The 17,637-nt window shown below is 66.6% G+C and carries 20 protein-coding genes; 17 read left to right on the plus strand and 3 right to left on the minus strand.

All coding sequences use genetic code 11. The annotated features are described in order from the left end of the window. Positions 1–49: 49 nt before the first annotated feature. The gene (locus COA07_RS18075) at positions 50–343 is read right to left on the minus strand and encodes a hypothetical protein (RefSeq protein WP_141396559.1); all 294 of its coding nucleotides are present in this window, start codon (positions 341–343) and stop codon (positions 50–52) included. 435 nt (positions 344–778) lie between these two features. On the opposite strand from COA07_RS18075, the gene COA07_RS16325 reads away from it, so the two are divergent. From COA07_RS16325 to COA07_RS16350, 6 genes are read left to right on the plus strand one after another with little or no spacing between them, the layout of a single operon-like run. Next, positions 779–1,651 carry a hypothetical protein gene (locus tag COA07_RS16325; protein ID WP_141396560.1) on the plus strand — a complete coding sequence of 291 codons (873 nt, stop codon included), beginning with the start codon at positions 779–781 and terminating at the stop codon, positions 1,649–1,651. Next, complete coding sequence (locus tag COA07_RS16330) at positions 1,648–4,110, plus strand: hypothetical protein (protein ID WP_066710317.1); 2,463 nt, start codon at positions 1,648–1,650, stop codon at positions 4,108–4,110. The genes COA07_RS16325 and COA07_RS16330 overlap by 4 nt, the downstream gene beginning before the upstream one ends. Then, entirely contained in the window at positions 4,107–4,970 is an 864-nt protein-coding gene (locus COA07_RS16335; protein WP_066710319.1) for a ParB/RepB/Spo0J family partition protein, read from the plus strand. Before COA07_RS16330 ends, COA07_RS16335 begins: the two co-directional genes overlap by 4 nt. 2 nt (positions 4,971–4,972) lie before the next feature. After that, positions 4,973–5,314, plus strand: a complete 342-nt coding sequence (locus COA07_RS16340) for a hypothetical protein (RefSeq protein WP_066710320.1) — start codon at positions 4,973–4,975, stop codon at positions 5,312–5,314. Beyond that, positions 5,311–5,910, plus strand: a complete 600-nt coding sequence (locus COA07_RS16345; protein WP_141396561.1) for a hypothetical protein — start codon at positions 5,311–5,313, stop codon at positions 5,908–5,910. The genes COA07_RS16340 and COA07_RS16345 overlap by 4 nt, the downstream gene beginning before the upstream one ends. Continuing rightward, on the plus strand, positions 5,901–6,923 hold the full coding sequence (locus COA07_RS16350; RefSeq protein ID WP_245842211.1) for an SAM-dependent methyltransferase: 1,023 nt from the start codon (positions 5,901–5,903) through the stop codon (positions 6,921–6,923). The genes COA07_RS16345 and COA07_RS16350 overlap by 10 nt, the downstream gene beginning before the upstream one ends. Here COA07_RS16350 and COA07_RS16355 read toward each other — a convergent pair. Then, positions 6,906–7,535 carry a hypothetical protein gene (locus COA07_RS16355; protein WP_066710324.1) on the minus strand — a complete coding sequence of 210 codons (630 nt, stop codon included), beginning with the start codon at positions 7,533–7,535 and terminating at the stop codon, positions 6,906–6,908. The two genes, COA07_RS16350 and COA07_RS16355, sit on opposite strands and share 18 nt — an antisense overlap. Before the next feature lie 81 nt (positions 7,536–7,616). Here COA07_RS16355 and COA07_RS16360 point away from each other — a divergent pair, with 81 nt between their 5' ends. Genes COA07_RS16360 through COA07_RS16375 form a run of 4 tightly spaced genes read left to right on the plus strand, consistent with a single transcriptional unit; the run spans position 7,617 to position 10,272 of the window. Then, positions 7,617–8,255 (plus strand): hypothetical protein, encoded by a 639-nt coding sequence (locus COA07_RS16360; protein ID WP_066710327.1) that lies wholly within the window; start codon positions 7,617–7,619, stop codon positions 8,253–8,255. After that, positions 8,255–9,136 carry a hypothetical protein gene (locus COA07_RS16365; RefSeq protein WP_141396562.1) on the plus strand — a complete coding sequence of 294 codons (882 nt, stop codon included), beginning with the start codon at positions 8,255–8,257 and terminating at the stop codon, positions 9,134–9,136. The genes COA07_RS16360 and COA07_RS16365 overlap by 1 nt, the downstream gene beginning before the upstream one ends. A 13-nt stretch (positions 9,137–9,149) precedes the next feature. Further along, positions 9,150–9,512, plus strand: coding sequence for a hypothetical protein (locus COA07_RS16370; RefSeq protein ID WP_096641339.1), 363 nt, complete (start codon positions 9,150–9,152; stop codon positions 9,510–9,512). Continuing rightward, positions 9,502–10,272 carry a ThiF family adenylyltransferase gene (locus COA07_RS16375; RefSeq protein ID WP_066710335.1) on the plus strand — a complete coding sequence of 257 codons (771 nt, stop codon included), beginning with the start codon at positions 9,502–9,504 and terminating at the stop codon, positions 10,270–10,272. Before COA07_RS16370 ends, COA07_RS16375 begins: the two co-directional genes overlap by 11 nt. Here the strand turns inward: COA07_RS16375 and COA07_RS16380 are convergent. Then, entirely contained in the window at positions 10,269–11,138 is an 870-nt protein-coding gene (locus tag COA07_RS16380; RefSeq protein WP_066710338.1) for a hypothetical protein, read from the minus strand. The two genes, COA07_RS16375 and COA07_RS16380, sit on opposite strands and share 4 nt — an antisense overlap. Before the next feature lie 318 nt (positions 11,139–11,456). Here COA07_RS16380 and COA07_RS16385 point away from each other — a divergent pair, with 318 nt between their 5' ends. From COA07_RS16385 to COA07_RS16420, 7 genes are all read left to right on the plus strand, one after another. Continuing rightward, positions 11,457–12,305 (plus strand): recombinase family protein, encoded by an 849-nt coding sequence (locus COA07_RS16385; protein ID WP_083956835.1) that lies wholly within the window; start codon positions 11,457–11,459, stop codon positions 12,303–12,305. Continuing rightward, positions 12,278–13,258, plus strand: coding sequence for a recombinase zinc ribbon domain-containing protein (locus COA07_RS16390; RefSeq protein WP_169924243.1), 981 nt, complete (start codon positions 12,278–12,280; stop codon positions 13,256–13,258). Before COA07_RS16385 ends, COA07_RS16390 begins: the two co-directional genes overlap by 28 nt. A 589-nt stretch (positions 13,259–13,847) precedes the next feature. Next, the gene (locus COA07_RS16400) at positions 13,848–14,210 is read left to right on the plus strand and encodes a cupin domain-containing protein (protein WP_083956983.1); all 363 of its coding nucleotides are present in this window, start codon (positions 13,848–13,850) and stop codon (positions 14,208–14,210) included. A gap of 246 nt (positions 14,211–14,456) precedes the next feature. Further along, positions 14,457–15,242, plus strand: a complete 786-nt coding sequence (locus tag COA07_RS16405) for a 2-keto-4-pentenoate hydratase (RefSeq protein ID WP_066712506.1) — start codon at positions 14,457–14,459, stop codon at positions 15,240–15,242. Continuing rightward, complete coding sequence (locus COA07_RS16410) at positions 15,242–16,207, plus strand: acetaldehyde dehydrogenase (acetylating) (RefSeq protein WP_066712504.1); 966 nt, start codon at positions 15,242–15,244, stop codon at positions 16,205–16,207. Before COA07_RS16405 ends, COA07_RS16410 begins: the two co-directional genes overlap by 1 nt. After that, complete coding sequence (dmpG, locus tag COA07_RS16415) at positions 16,204–17,238, plus strand: 4-hydroxy-2-oxovalerate aldolase (RefSeq protein WP_066712501.1); 1,035 nt, start codon at positions 16,204–16,206, stop codon at positions 17,236–17,238. The genes COA07_RS16410 and dmpG overlap by 4 nt, the downstream gene beginning before the upstream one ends. Next, on the plus strand, positions 17,235–17,615 hold the full coding sequence (locus tag COA07_RS16420; RefSeq protein ID WP_307718174.1) for a 2Fe-2S iron-sulfur cluster-binding protein: 381 nt from the start codon (positions 17,235–17,237) through the stop codon (positions 17,613–17,615). The genes dmpG and COA07_RS16420 overlap by 4 nt, the downstream gene beginning before the upstream one ends. Positions 17,616–17,637: the final 22 nt, after the last annotated feature.

The raw sequence follows: 17,637 nt of genomic DNA on the forward strand, positions 1-17,637 counted from the left end.
AATACCAGCATCCCGATCTCGCCGCCTGACACACCGCCAAGCGAGCAGCCTAGACCACCGGGATGAGGGGTCCTTTTTCGACGCCGATCACCCCGCTACCGGGGTCCCTTTTCCACGCCGATCCACAGTCCTCCATCGCACATTGCAGTTCTGCGGCCTTCTCGAGCCGCTTCAGGCGCGCCTGTTTGCGCGTCTCGCTACGCGCCTGCTTCATGACGATCCGGCAGGCATCCGGCGTTGATGGGATGCAACTGCCGTCGGGCAGGACGACAAAGAACTCGACAGGGGGTGGGGGTGGGGTCCGGTCGGCCGAGCCGCCCGAAATCGCGACAGGCGATTTCATTTAATGCGCCCCCCCACCCACAAATGAAAACTGACCCCTCTTTCTACCTTCGCTGCTGACGACCCGTCCCTGAGCACTGTATTGCTCGAACAGGACACCGAGACGCTCATCGCGGCCTTCTACGATCGATCGGATTGGGCGAAAGCTGGTCATGATCGGCATCATCGACCGACCGGCTGTCCGGCAGCCATGGAAGTGCCGCTCGCGCTATCGATGCCGTGCCAGGCCTGAGTGCCCGAAAAAACAGCTTTGCAGCAGGAGGCCTCGAAACCATAAGCTCGGGGCTGGCCTGGTTCAGCGCAGACTGGATCACGCCCCATGACGAAACCCGTTCCACCGTATCGATCTCAGCCGCGGGTGTGGCTGCGCGCGCCGCGACTTCCGTCGCTGTCCTACAATCTTTCGTGGTCGACATGTCTCGAAGGAGACAGACAGATGACGAACGACCTCAACGACCCCAGCGATGAAGCGCTTAGTGCACCGCTCAAAGCTGCCCTTGCTGACGCGCGATCGATACGACGAGATGCGGAAACCGGGATGGCTGACTTTGACGCCCAACAGTCGGCGCTCGAGCATCATCCCAATCGCGCCGCTTATATGCACGGCGGGATGCTGGCCGAGCGGGGTTTCGGCACAGAACAGATCTTGCCGGTACTGGGCTTCCATAGCCTCGACTGGAGCGACGCATTGACCCGCCTCGAGGCGTCGACGCCGGTTGATGGCGCCGATCTCCTCGATCGGCTGCTGATCGTCTGTACGTCGGACCCCATGCTCGAGGTCTCAGGTGAGCGCGTTCTCCACGATCTCGGTCTGTTAAAGCGCGGCCGCGTTGATCCGTTCTGGTTGAAGCGGCCGAAGCTGGGCTTGGGTCAGGCGGCCAAGGCGTTCGGGCTGACCGCGGCGCACATCGATGGCCATCGCGGCCTCTATGTCTTGGCACAACCTACGCTTCGTCGATTGCTCGAACGGGCAGCCGTCGGTCAGGCCGACCAACGGTTCGGCGCCGTGCTGCTGACGGCAATCGGATCGGGTGGCGAGCCGCTCGCCGCGATCGGGGCGGCCGCGTACTATCGCGATGCCGAAGCTCGCTATCGGGCCGATTGCGACCGCTTCGCCGACCATCAGCGGCGCCACCCCGGACGCCGTTGGCGTCTGAAGCCCGCGCTGTCACGTCAGGGCCATCTCGCGATCACGACTGCCCGGCAGAAGGACATTGCTGTCCCGGCCGAGCGGATGCGGGGACATGCCGCCGACTGGCTGGCCAATCAGAATGCCAATCTGCGCTTCAACGGGGGAGATGAGGCATGATCCCCGATCCTCTGCTCGACGGCGACACGCGGGCGCAGATCCTGTGCCTCCTTCACCGCGCGCACATCATCCTCCCCGACGTCATTCTCGCCGACGGAACGGCCTCGCCCGATCAGGTGGCGCGCATTCCGCGTGGCGTGTCGGTCGCCCTGGCGGCCCTGCCGCATCGCGAGCTCGGGGTGGCATCCTGGCGATGGTCCTGTGCTGCGCTGGTCGGAACGCGCCTGCCTGCGCTCATCCCCTACATGTCCGACCGTGCCGCCAAAGCGATCGGGAGCGGCGCGTCGATGCGGCACATCATGCAGCCGCGATCCGCAGACGACATCCGGCGCTGGCTCTTTGACATCAGCGGGGTGCGCTACGCGCCCGCCGCGTTCTGGAAGGTCGCCGGTTGGGAAATCGGCTGGCTGGCCGAATGGCTAGAACGGATGCGGGCGGGCGGCCCGATGGCGCATCTCAGCATCGCCGAGCGCCAGGCGGCGGCAGCCGTGCGCGCCGCCTGGTGCGTGCATCGGCATGATCGGAACGCCAGCGCGTCGCTGATCCAGACCGGCGCGCTCATTGCGGTCCGCGCGACGCTCGACATGGTTCAAATCTTCGAGCGGCTGGTCGCGACCGCGAAGCAAACGCCGACCCCGACAGACTATCGCAGGAATGCGCGCGACGCTTACGCGGCGATCCGCCAGCGACTGCGATCCTGTCTGGGCGCGCTTGAAGATGCCGCACGGCCGACGACGCGTGACGACGCTCGGCGAAAGAAGATCGCATCGGTCCTGGGTCATGCCCGCGACATCGTCGAGACGATCGCCCTGTTCACCGTCGTCGACGAAGAAATCGGCCCGCGATTGATCCGGATCGCCGAGACGCTTCCGATCCGGGGCCGACCCGAGGCACCAACGCTGTCTGGCTTTGCCGCCGAGCTCGAGGCGATCGCGATGCGCGTCGAGCGGATCGCAACCGATCCTGGTTTCGCCGTCCTCCCATCGCAATGGGCCGGCCTGCTGACAGGGGACCTGAGCCGTCTGCTCATACCGTACCCCCAGGCCCGGCGGGACCGGCTGGCCGAGGTGCGGACCGACCTCATCGTAAAGCTCATCGTGACCCGCCGGCTCGACCGGCTGTTCGAGGCACTGCCGTGGATGGCAGCCCCGAGCGGCGCCTTTCCGCTGACGTTCGGCGGGCCTCTCGGGGCGGTTGCCGCCGTGTTCGAGGTGGCGCGCGCCCACGAGATAGCGCTCGAGCTGAAGCGCCGGACATTCGACAGCATCGGTGGACCGCGGCTGGATGCGCGCCGTGGCCAGCGGGAGATTTCGGATCCAACGGCCTTACGCCACGCCTTGCGAAACCGGACCCGGGTCGGCCTGATGCTCGCATCGAGCGCTCTTTCGCATCATATGGTGCAGGCATGGCTGACCGGCAGCCGGTTCGACCCGGCCCATCCGCTCCCGACGCTCGCCCGCGGCCATCTCGACCATGATTTCGTCAGGGCAATGGACGATCCGGCGATAATAGCCAGCGTTGCCACGATCGAGCTGGCAAAGCCCATCTACACGCAGACAGGCTATCATCGGGATCTGGCCGTTTACATGGGGTTGACCCAATCGGACATCCTGAGTGCAGTTCTGATCGAGGCGTTTCCTGGCGAAGCCCGCGATCCCGGCGTCGGCCTGTTCATCAGGCTTGCCGACGCCCGCCGCAGCAACCTGAAGATCGACAGCACGCCGGCCTCGGTCCCCCCAGCCGGCATCGCCAACCGGGAAATGCTTCGGTCGATGCTGAAGTCGCTCGACACGCCGACCGATGGCAGGGACGACGCCTGGCGCATTTTTATGTCGGTGCGCCCAGCCCCACGCGATCACGAGCTTGCCTACTTTGACGATCGCCACGGAGGTCACGTCGGCTGCCGGAGCAAGGACGGCGGCGCCGTCCGCAAGCGCGCGGCCCGCCTGCTGAAGGACCGTGCGCGCGCCATCCAACCGCTTAAACGCCGGATCGACCAGGCGCGCATCTGGCCGCGTGAAAAAGGCAAAGCCGTATCTGATGACCGCCCGCTAGTTTCTGTGCTGCGCGGCCTCGGTCCCCTCCCCGGCCTGACACCCGTGGCGCAAACCTTCGCGCCTTGTCTCTGGTTTCGGCCTGCCATCGATGCTGAGCGCCACGCGTGGATCGCCAATGGCGCGCAGATGTCGGCGCCGCTTGCGCAGACGGACGCCGAACACGCCGGAGCGATCGCACTGCAGGTACAGGCCGTCGTCGCTGCCATGCCTCGGCTGTTCGGCATGCCCGTGGCGCCTGCCGTTCGTCAGCAGATCCTCGTCCCCCTCTGGACGGGGCTTGCCGGCATCACCGGCGATCAGGCGCATGTCAGGCAAAACGGTAAGAAGCGCTGGACTTCCGTCGCTGGCGAAAAACGAACGGCTGCAAAGGGTGGCAATCGACAACACCCGAGGACATCATGACCGAACAGCTCCCGCTTGCCGCCGCAACCCCGAAGACCACGCGTGTCGTGATGGTCGATCCCGCGACCGTGCGGATTTCGCCTCTCAACCCGCGCGTCGATACACCGCATGCGCCGGCAGCGATCGCGCGCCTTGCCGATGAGATAAGGGCGGTCGGCCAGATCAACGACGCGCACGGCGAATATGCAGAGGACGGCGCGATCGAGATCCTCGCGGGATCGCGCCGGACCGCTGCCTGCCTTCTGGCCGGCCTCCAGGTGCGAGTCCGCATCCATCCCGACCTGCCGCGCGACGAGGCGATCAAGATCGCCTACCGGGATGACCGCGAAGCTCAGACGCCAAGCCTCTGGGACCTGGCCGACGGCTGGTCGAGGCTGCTCGACCAGAACATCGTCCCCTCCGATGCGGCGCTTGCGCGGCTGGTCGGCGTAGACAAATCGACGATGAGCCGGGGTCTCGCCTTCCGCAACGCGCCCGAGGCGATCCTGGCGGCCTTCACCGACCGGCGCGAGATCAGCCTCTCGCAATGGGTCGATCTCGCGCCGCTCATCGAGAATGAGGACACGCGCTCGGCTCTGCTTGCCCGGGCATCCCTGATCACCGGCATGGGCTATGCCGCACCGCGCGTCGCCAGCGAACTGAAAGCTGCCGCCGCGGGCAAGGTACGGATCGAGACGGTCGAGGTCCGCAACCGCCATGATCGCATCATCGCGACCATCCAGCCAGGGCATCGCGGCGACTTCACGGTCAAGCTGAAGCCGATGGCCGAAGCGCATCCGAGCTACCGGCTCGAATATGCGCGGCTCGTCCACGAAAAGCTGGTCGAGACGATCAAGACCTTCTTCGAGAAGGATGGCTGACGATGGATCGCACTCTGGACAACCGCCCCGTCCTCCCCATTGAGGATGTCGAGCTCTGGTTCGGGCCGGCAAACCGGCTTGTCGGGCGCAAGGACAGCGCAGCGCTGGCCCAGGTTCCGCATGATGTCTATCCTAATCCCGTGCCGGCCTGCGCGGCCTGCCCTGCCATGGACTGGTATCTGACGCGCAAATCCTTGCGCTGTTTCTGTACGGCGAAGAACGTGATCGCATGGGTGTCCGACGAGGATCCGGTGCTCGTCTGCGATACACGCGAACGGCTGATCGAGGAGGAGACCGAGGACGGCGCTGGCGTCCGGTCGCGCAAAGTCGGGGACGAGGCATGAACCGGGCGGCCGCCCGCATGATGGCGCGGGCGCCGCTCCTCTCGGCAACGAGCCTGCGTTTCCTGCAGATGGCCGACATCAGCGTTCGCGAATTCCTTGCGGGCTTCCGCATGCGCAGCGGAGGTGAATGTCTCTACCTCTTCGTGCCCTCGTACCAGAGCCCCCCGGTCGTCCGCAAATCCAGAAGCCATGGCGGTCGGGGTGACTTCATGAGCACAGGCTCTGGCCGGATCATGCTGACGTATCACACTGACCGGTTCAGCTACGTCGAGGAGCCGATCCATGCTGGCCCGGATCTGGACAAGCCCGACGTGCGGCTGACGCTATGGGATCGCACGGTGCCCGACACGATCCTCACCGTCCTGCCTGGTCGCAGGTTGATCGATCTGATCGGCACCGATCATTTTCTGGGTACGAAATCGACGAGGATCGTGGACGCGACGATCCTGACCTATCCTGGTAGCACCGCGCTGAGGCTCCATCTCGTCCCGCTCTGGCATGCGGCGGCTCGCGCGTTGCCGATGATGGAGTTGCAGGCTCGCCGCGGGCGGATGAGCCTTAAGGGCATGATGGAAAGGGATGCGGCATGCCGATAACATCTTTGGTCACCGCGCAGGCGCAGAACCGAGCGCGCCCGCGAGTGGGCCCGGACGCGATTGTTGCGGCGGCGCTCCTGGCAGCACAGCTCCGCCCCGCGAGAGATCGCGCCGCGCCGGCGGGATCCGCGTCGACCGTGATCGTGCGACGAACGCCGGCAAGACCGGCGTCCAGTTGGGCCCGTCTGTCGGCGGGACTGCAGAGCGCAGTCCCGGACAAACGTCCTCGCGATCTGCGACTTTCGCAATTCTATACCCGGCCCACGATCGCGGGCCTGATGGCGCAAATCTTCCGCGAACATTTCAACCTGGACCACTTTCAGACGGTCGAACCGAGCGCCGGCGATGGCGCCTTCCTGCCGTTTCTGCCCTTGGACAGGCTCGCGTTCGATATAGAGCCGAAGCATCCCGGTATCGAGGCAGCGGATTTCCTCGAGATCACGGTTCAAAGCGACCTGCCGATCATGATGATCGGCAATCCGCCGTTCGGCCAGAACAGCAATCTCGCCAAGGCGTTCTTCAATCATGCCGCCAGCCAGTCGCTCGTGATCGCGATGATCCTGCCGCGGACGTTCAGGAAGGCCTCGATCCAGAACGTCCTCGATCGCAATTTCCATCTGTTCCGGGAGGTGGACGTCCCCGGCGATGCCTTCCTGTTCAGATCGGAGAAGCGCACCGTCCCGGCCGTTTTCCAGATCTGGATCCGGTCAGATCGACTGCGCGCTCTGCGGTGGACCGAACGGACACACCGGGACTTCACATTCGTAGACCGGGCCGACGCAAATTTCGCGATCCGGCGCATCGGCGTGAATGCGGGGCGCCTCTACAAAAACCCGAGGGGAGAAGACGACTCGTTTTATTTCATCAAGGGCGACGTATGGGACGTGATGTCGATGCTCGATTTCCAGGCCGTCGCCCGAGACACCGCTGGCATCCCAAGCCTCTCGAAAGCCGAAATCGTTGGTCTTTACGACGAGCGCATCCGCCTCAACCGATCAGCGTGTAAAGCGTAACCGGTCGAGCTCGTGCGCGAGTTCAGGACCGGTCGCCGAAACAGCCTTGGCAAATCCCTGGACGATTCCCGGCATGTAGGCCGTGGCGTCCAGGATGAGGCAGGTACCGCCGAGTATCTTGCTGACGCCCGGTAATTCAGCGGGAGCGACGACCTCCACATCGCCGAGCGCGCCTGCGTAGCGTTCGTCGTGTCGACCCTGCTGTCCCAAATCGGCGAGAGCGTTGCCTGCGATCACGAGAATCGTCGCGTCCCCGATCGTGCGGCGCGCGGTGTAATCGACAGGGAGTGCGGGCCCGGCCCCGGCGAGAAGCGCCGGACCCAGTATCTCCCACCGCTCGATCACATAGCGGGCGGCCAGCGTCGGGACCATGAAGGCCGCCATCAACCGGATGGCCGTCGCAAGCTGCGCCAGTTCGACGAGGCCGTAGGCGAGCGGGCCCGACGGGCGGTCATCGTCGACGTGCGATGCGATAAGGCGCTGTAGCTGGCGGATCCGCGCGTTGAAAGCCGTTCGCGCCGACGGCTCGATCTGACAGGCGGCCATGATGACGGGGATGGCCTGGGAAAAGCGCAGCGCGAGGAGCGGGGCGGCAGGACGAGCTATGGTCATTCAGGCTCCATCCCCCGCGCTCGGCCAAACGGCAAGAACTGGGATTGCCATTTGAGTACACGATTGTGTATAGAGTTAGCCATGAGATTGGTTGTTGCAGACAGCGAGGCGCACGCCGCCTTTCAATTCCGCTCCGCTCGGGGAGGGAAGACGCTTGAACTGGCCGTCCAGCCGCTTGGCAGCCGGGCCGCACCTGCCGTGATCTGGACACGGCGGTTCGAGAGCCGGGCGGATCGTGACGTCATGTTGGCCGGCATCGCCGAAGAGGAGGCTGATCCGGTCTTTCTCGGTCGCCTGACGATGGCGTTCGGTGCCGGCGTCATGGACGAGTTGGCCGAGACGTTCATCGCAGCGGCGGTTGCCGAACAGCTTCGGTCTGCTGAAAGGGCACGCGAGACGGCTCGGAAGCGACTGATCGTTCACCTCCAACGCTACCCGGGCAAGCACGGCCGCCATGTGCTCGCACTCGAGCGCTTGAGCAGTGAGGAAGCTGACTGGTCGATCACCTACGACCGGTCCATCGAACGCGACCGGCTCTGCGACTGGATGCGGTGGCAGAAGGACCGCTTCCTGGAGTTTCTCGATCACGCAGCGGAGCATGGCAGCGAGGCGCTGACGCGGCTGCTGCTCGACGAGATGTTCGCAACCGAACGCCGCGTGAAGAAGGAAGGCCGGGGCGCGGGCGGCGTGCGGCCCCTGCGGATGTGGCGAGGCGACTGATGACGATGCTCCCATCTTTCCAGACGGCAACGCCGGCGATGATCGTCGGGCATGGCGTGGGTGACGATCCGCTGCCGATGGAGTTGGGCGAACCGTTCGCATTGCTCGGCGGCGACCGGCTGGGGGCGGACGGCATTCCCTTCCTCGTGATGCACGAGCATCAGCCCGATTTCCTCGCGTGGGTCCGCACCCGTTGTGCCATGATGCTTGCCGCCGAGCGCCCCTGGTTCTGCGGCGGAACGCTCATCCTGGGCGGATCGAACGGCGCCGGTCGCACGCATGCGGCACGCTGGCTGGCGCGCATCGGCGGTATGTCCCATGCGGTAGTCAATCTCACCGATCCCGTCATCGCGGCCAGTATCGCGGCGTCGGGTGAGATCAGCGAGGCGCTTGGGGCGTCCCCGGTCACGATCGCGATGGCGGCGGCACGCTGCGCCAATCCGATCGTGACGGTCGTCGGGGCAGACCGGGTTGGCGACGACGTGCTTCAGGGCCTCGCTGTCATGATCGATCCCGAACGCTGCCGCCGCTGGCGCGAGGACCGGTTGGGCATCGATATCGATCTCGGCGAGGTCACGTGGATCCTGCAACAGGACGAGTATCGGACGGTACCCGATTGGATCGCGCCCGATGCGATCAGGATCGCCCTCGGCCACCCGCCTGCCGGCATCGATCATGTCCTGGCACTGTCGATTTGCCTCGAGGCGATGGGCGACCTCGGCATCGATCCGGCCGGCGGGATCTGTTCGTGGCAGCAGATCCGCGATGCGTTTCCGCGGAAGCACTTCAGATCGGCCCGCGAGCTGTACGTCGACATGGTCCAGGCCTTGCGCGGCCGACAGCGGGCGGTCCCGCGACCTTTCGACGCCCTCCCTTTCTAACTGGAGAACCCGAATGGTACCGACCATTACCGATCAGCCCAGCGTACCGGCTACAACTGCTCCGCCGCCGCGTCGCCGTGCGCTCTACCTCGTGGGAGAAGCGGAGCGCTCGACGCCGCGCCCTGCCGCCATCGTGGGTCGGACGACGATTTCGGTCAACGGCCGCTGGACGTCGCTCCGCGGGCGGACCGTCACCTATCGGCAGTTGCTCCGCATCGTCTTCCCCGACCGCGAGGGCCAGACGCCGCTCGCGGGCGCTACCATCTCTTACCGCCACCCCGTCGACCAGAGCCTCTCGGGCCTGCTGGCGCCTGGCGATGCCATCCCGCTGGCCGATGGTCTTCTTGTCAACGTGAACGCCACCTATGCCAGCTGAGCGCGTCACCGCCGCGATAAAGGACGCTGCCAGTCCGTTCGTCTATCCCGACACGGCTTCGTCTCGAGCGGGGATCGAGGCGGTTTCGCGAAGGCTTGCCGGTGGTACCATCGCGATCATCGGGCTGGGGGGCACGGGGTCAGTCGTCCTTGATCTCATCAGCAAGACCCCGGCCGACCGGATCCTGCTGATCGACGGCGACACGGCCGAGCAGCACAATGCGTTTCGCTGGCCCGGCGCGATGTCGATGGAGGACATTGCCGCCGGCCACACCAAGGTGGCCTATTTTGCCAAGATTTATGGACGGATGCATCGCGGGATCGAGGCCTATCCGGTGCACCTGACGCCCGAGACGATGTCCCTGCTCGACGACACCGACTTCGTGTTCGTATGCGTCGACAATGTCGCAGCACGCGCGTTCATCGTGCCCACGCTCGAGGCGCTGGGTCTGCCCTATATCGATTGCGGCCTCGGGCTCAGTCTGGTCGACGACCGGCTGATGGGCCTGATCCGCGTCACCACCAGCACGCCTGCGATGCGCGACCACGTCCACGCAGGCGATCGCATTCCGCTGCGCGGCGATGTCGATGATGCACTCTACCGCAGCAACATCCAGGTTGCCGACCTCAACATGCTCGCGGCGACGCTGGCGGTCATTCAGTACAAGCAGCTGCGCGGGTTCTATAGCGATACGGAGGCCGAATATCACGCCGTGTATTCGACCGACGGCAACATCATCCTCAACGCTGACCGCGCCTAGGCGCTGCGCTCCGCTGTGCCGAAGCCCAGGCGTTCTGTCGACCGGCGCCCGGCCCGCACCAAACGATCATGCGCACGGATCTCACGCGCCGTTGGCCGCCACGGAAAGACCGGATCGGCGTCAAAGGGCAGGACGGACCAGGCCTCCCTCGGTACAGGCGCGAGGGGCGTTTGATGACTGGCGACGTCGAAGACGATAGCCCCGCCCTCATTCCGGACCGCGCTATATCGAAGGTCGGCTGCCCGGACGAACGGATGGTCGATGACCTCGCCGAGAGGCCGGTGAGCGTTGGCCAGAGGCTTCGGCTCGAGAGCGGCGAGCAATGTCTCCGGCAAGGTGGCGGCATCGATCCGAATGAGCGCCGTCTCGCCGAGAAACGCCGTGGTGTGCGGCTGTTCGGCCAGCTCGATCTCTTGGGCGACGGCTATTCCCTGACGGACCCGGATCCTCGCCCCACCCTGCTTCAGTTCGCGGCGTGCACGCCGAGTGAGATCAGCGGAAAACGGCGCGTGACCGAGAGCATCGTCGAGGGTCAGCACCCTGGCCAAAGCCCGGCTCGAGCCCGACCAGGCGAGCCAGTGCGCAAGGACATCCGAGCCGCTGACCAGCCAGAGCGGCAGCGGCCCCTTCGACGGGACCGCTGCCAGCATCGCAGACGCCCGCTCGAACGCGATCCGTGCCTCCACGGCGAAAGCGAGCCGTTCGAAGGCCCGACCGGGTTCGACGGATTTGGCGTCGAAGGCGATGTTCGTGGCAGCCAGCGTAATTGCGAAGGCTGTCTCGGTCCCCGTCATTTGCCACGAAGTGCGATCGATCGACGCCAGAAGCTGTTCGGCGATGGCGCGCGGCGAGCCTTCTGCGGTCATCGATGCCCCTTCCCGAACCTTGCCAACGATGCCGCGGGCCGCGCGGATCGTAACAGCCTATGCAAGCGGCCACACGCCGGTTGCAATTGGGGCATCAATCGCACGGCACTTCTATCGCTGGCGCACGTGAGACCACGCCATCAGCATCGGCGTGGACGACACGCCCCGCCTTTCCGCCGACGATGCGCCCTGTGACGAACGCTTCGTCCGAGCGCTTGCGGAGCTCGTCCGGTTGCTCGCCCGCCAGGCGGCCAGGGAGCATTGCCGAGCCGAGGCCAAGGCGGAACTTCCTTCTATCGACGCCCAGGACCCTGATCCATGCTCATGAAGACCACCCCTCGCATCGCCATCTATGGTCGACATTCGACGTCGATGCAGACCGCGACCTCCAGCGCGGATCAGGCAGCGTCGTGCATGAGACTGGTCGACTATCTCGATGGCAAGGTCATCGCGACCTATCTCGATCCGGAGCAGTCGGGCTATCGCCGCGACCGTGCGGGGCTGAAGAACCTCCTGCGCGATGTCGAGGATGGCCGGGTCGACATCGTCGTGTGCGAGGCGCTCGACCGTCTTGCCCGCGATGCCGAGGACGTCGCGTGGCTGGGCAAGAAGCTGGCCTACCACCGCATTGCGTTGCACACGGTCAGCGAAGGCCATGTCGACGAGATCAAGTTTGCGGTCGCAGGCCTGCTCGGCGCAATCTTCCTCAAGCACCTCATCGACAAGACCGTACGGGGCATGGAAGCGGCGGTCCTCGCTGGCCGCTTCGCCGGCGGTCGCGCCTATGGGTTCAAGCGCGTCATCAGGCTCGACGCACGCGGCGAACCCATTCGCGGGCTGCTGGAGATCGACGCGCCACAAGCCGACATCGTCCGCCGGATCTACACCGAGTTCGCGGCCGGACAGTCGTCCATCCAGATCGCCAAGGGCCTCAACGAGGACGGTATTCCCGGCCCGCGGGGCGGACAGTGGAACGCCTCGACGATCCGCGGTGACCCGAAGAAGGCGGTCGGCATCCTCAACAACCCGCTCTATGTCGGTCGCCTTGTCTGGGGGGGCGTCGCCAGTGGCGGCGTAATCCGGACAGCGAGGCCCGCGAACGCCGCTATCGCCTCCGCGATCAATCCGAATGGATCGAGGTGGCCGTTCCGGACCTGCGCATTGTGAGTGACGGCGTTTGGGACGTCGTCCATGCACAAATCGAACAACGCAAGAATCCCAATCTCGGCGGGTCGCCCGTGGGACAGAAGCGCAAGAAGCACCTTCTATCCGGTCTCATCCGCTGCAGCGTGTGCGGGTCGAACTTCACGATCAGCGGGAAGGACTATTATCGCTGCGCCGGCCAGAAGGAGCGCGGTACCTGCAGCAACACCGTATCCGTGCGCAAGGCGCCGGTCGAGCATGGGACGCTGGCGGTGTTTCAGCATCACCTTTTCACGCCCGACCATGCTCGCATCTTCGCCGAGGAGTTCGCGCAGGAGATCGACCGCCTCACCCGTCAAGCCGAGCGCCGTGACGAGACGCTGAGCGATCGATTGGCCGTTGTGAAGGCCGAGATCGCCAACCTCGGCGCGAACATGCTCGCCGGCGTGATCAGCGAGACGCTGACCAAGCTGCTGGTCGAGCGCGAGGCCGAGAAACAGCGGCTCGAAGCGCAGGTCCAGCTGGAGCCGAAGATCGAGACCATCACCCTGCCCATGCCCGCCGAGTTGACCCATCTGTTCGAGCGGAAGGCGCGGAATCTGACGGAGACGCTGAACGAGGAGAAGGTTCGCGGCGAAGCCGCCGACATTCTGTCGCGACTTATCGAGAGTGTGACGATCTATCCCGCCGGTAACGGCTCGGCCGAGGCGGAAGTGGTTGCGAAGATTGCGGACCTTGTCGCCTTCGCCACAAACGACGACGCCGCCCGTGAGGGCGGCGTATCGAGTTCTACAAAGGTGGTTGCGGGGACCTTATTCGACCGCCGCAGAACCCCGAGTTCTGCGGCAGTGGTTGCGGGAGTGGTGTTCGACCGCGACAGAACTCCTGGTTCTGCGGCGGTGGTCGCGGGGGCTGGATTTGGCCGGTGCAAAACGCGCATGCCGCTCCCCGTCAACTGGCGCGTGGCGCGCCGGTGACGACGAAGACCCTCACCCTCCCTCTGCCGTTCGCCGCCCGTCGAAGATCACGGCCGAGGGCTCGAACGGTGGCCTTGTCGGTCAAGGCGGCGCCGTCCTGCTAGGCTCGCAGGCATGGCCCCCCAGCAGCGCACGATCGATCATATGACCGAACAGGCTGCCGACGCGGGCACTGTGTCGACGAAGCCGATGTTCGGCGAGTACAGCGTCTATGTCGACGGCAAGATGGTCGGGTCGGTCTGCGACGATCAGCTCTACCTGAAGCCGACGGCGTCGGGTCGCGCCCATTCCGAGCCGGTGTCGGAGGCGCCCCCCCTATTCCGGCGCCAGACCACACCTGCTGATCGAGGCCGACCAGTGGGACGACGCGGACTGGCTGAGCGACCTGCTGCGCGTCACGGCGGCCGAACTGCCGACGCCCAAACCCCGCCCGAAGAAGCGGGGCAACTAGCCCCCGCGGCGAACCGACCTGGAAAGCCTCACCCAGGACGCACCAGGCAATGCGTAGCCGACCTATGCTGGGAACATCGCTCACGGTCGCAGGCCCCGCACCGGACTCGACCGCCCTGCGCCCCTGACCTGACAGGACATGAACGTCTACGGCGCGGTGCTCAGCGGCGCGGTAGTGTCGTTCGGGGAACACGGCATCCTGTCGTCGTTCTTCAAGATGGCCCGTGGGGACCAGTTCAAGAAGCACAAACACCGCGAATGGGTGCAGGTGATAGTCGTGAGCGGCGCGGTGGAGGTCGTGCAGGACGGCGCCGATCCGTTCACGTGCCACGCCGGGGAGGTCTACTTCCTCGAGCCGGGGCACCCGCACGTCGAGACCGCGGTCGAAGATTCACTGCTCCTCGTCACCACGGCCGAGGACGCTCCACCCCCGGCGAAGCGGAAGGCCGGCGCGGCAGCCGCGCCGGCGCCTGCTCTGGAAGCGAGCCGCCCCGGCGGCTGATCGCCATCCCGCCGGGATCGGACGTGCGGCGGGCCTCGGACGGATCGCCGCTTGAGACTTCCGGCAGGCACCCAACTGTCGCCTGCCGCCGCCGTGGGACCGGTCCCGGCCTGGAGTTCCACCCTCCAGCAGTACCCGCGATAGCCCGGGTCGAATATTGCTAGCATTATTGTAAACGATCTATTAGGGATGGTATATGGCCTGGCTCACCGCCCGCTGGCGGCCGCAAGGTCGGAGAGGCGTTCTATGCGATGTGGACATGACAAGCTGGCGGCGCGACTCCGGGAGGCCTACGCGAACGGCCCCGTCCCACCCCTGCGCGACGCGCTGGATCCGCAGGACGTCGACGCCGCCTACGCGGTCCAGGCCATCAACACGCGCTTCTGGACCGCCGAGGGCCGCCGCGTGGTCGGCCGGAAGATCGGCCTGACGTCCGAAGCCGTCCAGCGGCAGCTCGGCGTCGACCGCCCCGACTTCGGCGTGCTCTTCGACGACATGCAGTTGACCGACGGGTCGACCCTGCCGGCGGCCCGCACGATCCAGCCCAAGGTCGAGGCGGAAGTGGCCCTCTTGCTCTCGCGCGGCATCGATAAGCCCGACGCTTCGCCGGACGACGTCGCCGCGGCCGTCGGTCACGTGGTCGCGGCGCTGGAGATCGTCGACAGCCGGATCGCCGAGTGGCGGATCACCTTCGCCGACACGGTCGCCGACAACGGTTCCTCGGCCTTCTTCGTGCTCGGGCGCGAGCGCCACCGCCTCGGGGACCTGGACCTCGCAAGGTGCCGCATGGACATGCGCGTCGATGGCGAGGTCGCCTCCTCCGGCACCGGCGCCGCCTGCCTCGGCCATCCCCTCAACGCTGCGGCCTGGCTCGCCCGGACGCTGGCCACCCGGGGCGAGCCGCTCCGCGCGGGCGACGTGGTCCTGACCGGGGCACTAGGTCCCATGGTCGCGCTCAGGCCCGGCATGGCCGTTTCCGCCGCCATCGAGGGCCTCGGCACCGTCCGATTCGACTACGGGAAGGAACAGTGATGCAGCGGACGAAGGTCGCGATCATCGGATCGGGCAACATCGGCACCGACCTCATGATCAAGATCATGCGACTCTCCGAGTCGCTCGAGATGGGCGCCCTCGTCGGCATCGATCCCGCCTCCGACGGTCTCAGGCGGGCGGAGAGCCTGGGCGTGCCCACCACGGCCGAGGGCATCGACGGGCTGGTGGCGATGCCAGAGTTCGCCGGGATCGACATCGTCTTCGACGCCACGTCCGCCTCGGCGCACGCGACCCACGCCGCCGCGCTCGCAGCGCACGGGAAGGTCGCCGTCGACCTCACCCCCGCCGCGCTCGGCCCGTACACGGTCCCGCCGGTCAACGGCGACGCGAACCTCGACAGGCCGAACGTCAACATGGTCACGTGCGGCGGTCAGGCGACGATCCCGATCGTCGCGGCGGTGAGCCGGGTCACGCCGGTGCTGTACGGCGAGATCGTCGCCTCGATCGCGTCGAGGTCCGCTGGGCCGGGCACGCGGGCCAACATCGACGAGTTCACCGAGACCACCAGCCGTGCGATCGAGGAAGTCGGCGGCGCGGCCCGCGGCAAGGCGATCATCGTCCTCAACCCCGCCGAGCCGCCGCTCATCATGCGCGACACCGTCTACTGCCTCACCGGCGACGCCGACCAGGAGGCGATCGCGGCCTCGATCGACGCCATGGTCGCCGAGGTGCAGACCTACGTGCCGGGCTACCGGCTCAAGCAACCCGTCCAATTCGAGCGGATCGGCGCCAACCGCCCGCTTCGGATCCCGGAGCTCGGTTCCGAGTTCACCGGGCTCAGGACGAGCGTGTTCCTCGAGGTCGAGGGCGCGGCGCACTACCTTCCCGCCTACGCAGGCAACCTCGACATCATGACGTCGGCGGCACTCAGGACGGCCGAGAGGATCGCGGCGCGCCGCGCCGTCGCCGCGGGCGCGGCCCCCGACGCGGAGACCGCCCGATGAGCCTCGACCCGACGTCCGCCGTCCTCTACGTCCAGGACGTGACCCTGCGTGACGGGATGCACGCCGTGCGCCACCAGTACGGGCTCGACCATGTGCGCACGATAGCCCGCGCGCTCGACGCCGCCGGCGTCGACGCCATCGAGATCGCGCACGGCGACGGCCTGTCCGGCTCGTCCTTCAACTACGGCTTCGGCGCACACACCGACTGGGACTGGATCGCCGCCGTGGCCGAGGTGCTGACGCGCGCGCGCCTAACCACGCTGCTGATCCCCGGCATCGGGACCGTCCACGACCTTCGCCGCGCCTACGAGCTCGGCGTCAGGTCCGTGCGGGTCGCCACCCACTGCACCGAGGCCGACGTCGCCCGGCAGCACATCGAGTACGCCCGCGGCCTCGGCATGGACGTGTCCGGGTTCCTCATGATGAGTCACATGAGCGCTCCCGAGTCCCTCGCGGAGCAGGCGCTGCTGATGGAGAGCTACGGCGCTCACTGCGTGTACGTCACCGATTCGGGCGGGGCAATGACGATGGACGACGTCGCGGCGCGGCTGCAGGCGTACGACCGCGTGCTCCAGCCGCACACCCAGCGCGGCATCCACGCCCACCACAACCTCAGCCTCGGCGTGGCCAACTCGATCGTCGCGGTCCAGAACGGGGCGGTCCGCGTGGACGCCAGCCTCGCGGGCATGGGCGCAGGGGCGGGCAACGCGCCGCTCGAGGTCTTCATCGCCGCCGCGGACCGCCTCGGCTGGCGGCACGGCTGCGACCTCTTCGCGCTGATGGACGCCGCCGAGGACCTCGTGCGCCCGCTCCAGGACCGCGCGGTGCGCGTGGACCGCGAGACGCTGACGCTCGGCTACGCGGGGGTCTACTCGTCCTTCCTCCGCCACGCCGAGAAGGCGGCGCAGGAGCACGGCCTGGACACGCGGGCCATCCTCGTCGAGCTCGGACGCCGGCGGATGGTCGGCGGCCAGGAGGACATGATCGTGGACGTCGCGCTCGACCTGAGCACCCCGAGCCGCGCGCCGTGATCGCCACGAGCGAAGACGAGGCCGATGTGGCCGTCGCGGGCGGCGCCGGGACGCTGTCGCTGGTGCCGATGCTCGTGATTGGCCGCTCGGGCGACGGTCGCGTCGTCGAGGCCGGCGTCGGCACATCCCTGATGGAGGAGATCCGCGCCGCGGGGTTCCTCGAGCTGAGGGCCATCTGCAACGGCTGCTGCTCGTGCGCGACCTGCCACGTCCAAGTGGGCGGAGAGGCCGCCGGGCGGCTCCCGCCGATGGGCGAGGAGGAGCGCGAGCTGCTGGCGGAATCGGAGAACCGCACGGCCCGCTCGCGCCTGTCCTGCCAGATCACGGTCACGCAGGAGATGGCGGGCCTGACCGTCACGGTAGCGCCGGAGGACTGAGCTCCGCGACCCACGGGGCGCG

This window comes from Sphingomonas adhaesiva (genome assembly GCF_002374855.1).
GTDB classification, from domain to species: Bacteria; Pseudomonadota; Alphaproteobacteria; order Sphingomonadales; family Sphingomonadaceae; genus Sphingomonas; species Sphingomonas adhaesiva.

Bases quoted from the DNA above. Each gene is read 5' to 3' on its own strand.
- COA07_RS18075 (WP_141396559.1), bottom strand. From the start codon at position 343: ATGAAATCGCCTGTCGCGATTTCGGGCGGCTCGGCCGACCGGACCCCA.
- COA07_RS16325 (WP_141396560.1), top strand. From the start codon at position 779: ATGACGAACGACCTCAACGACCCCAGCGATGAAGCGCTTAGTGCACCG.
- COA07_RS16330 (WP_066710317.1), top strand. From the start codon at position 1,648: ATGATCCCCGATCCTCTGCTCGACGGCGACACGCGGGCGCAGATCCTG.
- COA07_RS16335 (WP_066710319.1), top strand. From the start codon at position 4,107: ATGACCGAACAGCTCCCGCTTGCCGCCGCAACCCCGAAGACCACGCGT.
- COA07_RS16340 (WP_066710320.1), top strand. From the start codon at position 4,973: ATGGATCGCACTCTGGACAACCGCCCCGTCCTCCCCATTGAGGATGTC.
- COA07_RS16345 (WP_141396561.1), top strand. From the start codon at position 5,311: ATGAACCGGGCGGCCGCCCGCATGATGGCGCGGGCGCCGCTCCTCTCG.
- COA07_RS16350 (WP_245842211.1), top strand. From the start codon at position 5,901: ATGCCGATAACATCTTTGGTCACCGCGCAGGCGCAGAACCGAGCGCGC.
- COA07_RS16355 (WP_066710324.1), bottom strand. From the start codon at position 7,535: ATGACCATAGCTCGTCCTGCCGCCCCGCTCCTCGCGCTGCGCTTTTCC.
- COA07_RS16360 (WP_066710327.1), top strand. From the start codon at position 7,617: ATGAGATTGGTTGTTGCAGACAGCGAGGCGCACGCCGCCTTTCAATTC.
- COA07_RS16365 (WP_141396562.1), top strand. From the start codon at position 8,255: ATGACGATGCTCCCATCTTTCCAGACGGCAACGCCGGCGATGATCGTC.
- COA07_RS16370 (WP_096641339.1), top strand. From the start codon at position 9,150: ATGGTACCGACCATTACCGATCAGCCCAGCGTACCGGCTACAACTGCT.
- COA07_RS16375 (WP_066710335.1), top strand. From the start codon at position 9,502: ATGCCAGCTGAGCGCGTCACCGCCGCGATAAAGGACGCTGCCAGTCCG.
- COA07_RS16380 (WP_066710338.1), bottom strand. From the start codon at position 11,138: ATGACCGCAGAAGGCTCGCCGCGCGCCATCGCCGAACAGCTTCTGGCG.
- COA07_RS16385 (WP_083956835.1), top strand. From the start codon at position 11,457: ATGCTCATGAAGACCACCCCTCGCATCGCCATCTATGGTCGACATTCG.
- COA07_RS16400 (WP_083956983.1), top strand. From the start codon at position 13,848: ATGAACGTCTACGGCGCGGTGCTCAGCGGCGCGGTAGTGTCGTTCGGG.
- COA07_RS16405 (WP_066712506.1), top strand. From the start codon at position 14,457: ATGCGATGTGGACATGACAAGCTGGCGGCGCGACTCCGGGAGGCCTAC.
- COA07_RS16410 (WP_066712504.1), top strand. From the start codon at position 15,242: ATGCAGCGGACGAAGGTCGCGATCATCGGATCGGGCAACATCGGCACC.
- dmpG (WP_066712501.1), top strand. From the start codon at position 16,204: ATGAGCCTCGACCCGACGTCCGCCGTCCTCTACGTCCAGGACGTGACC.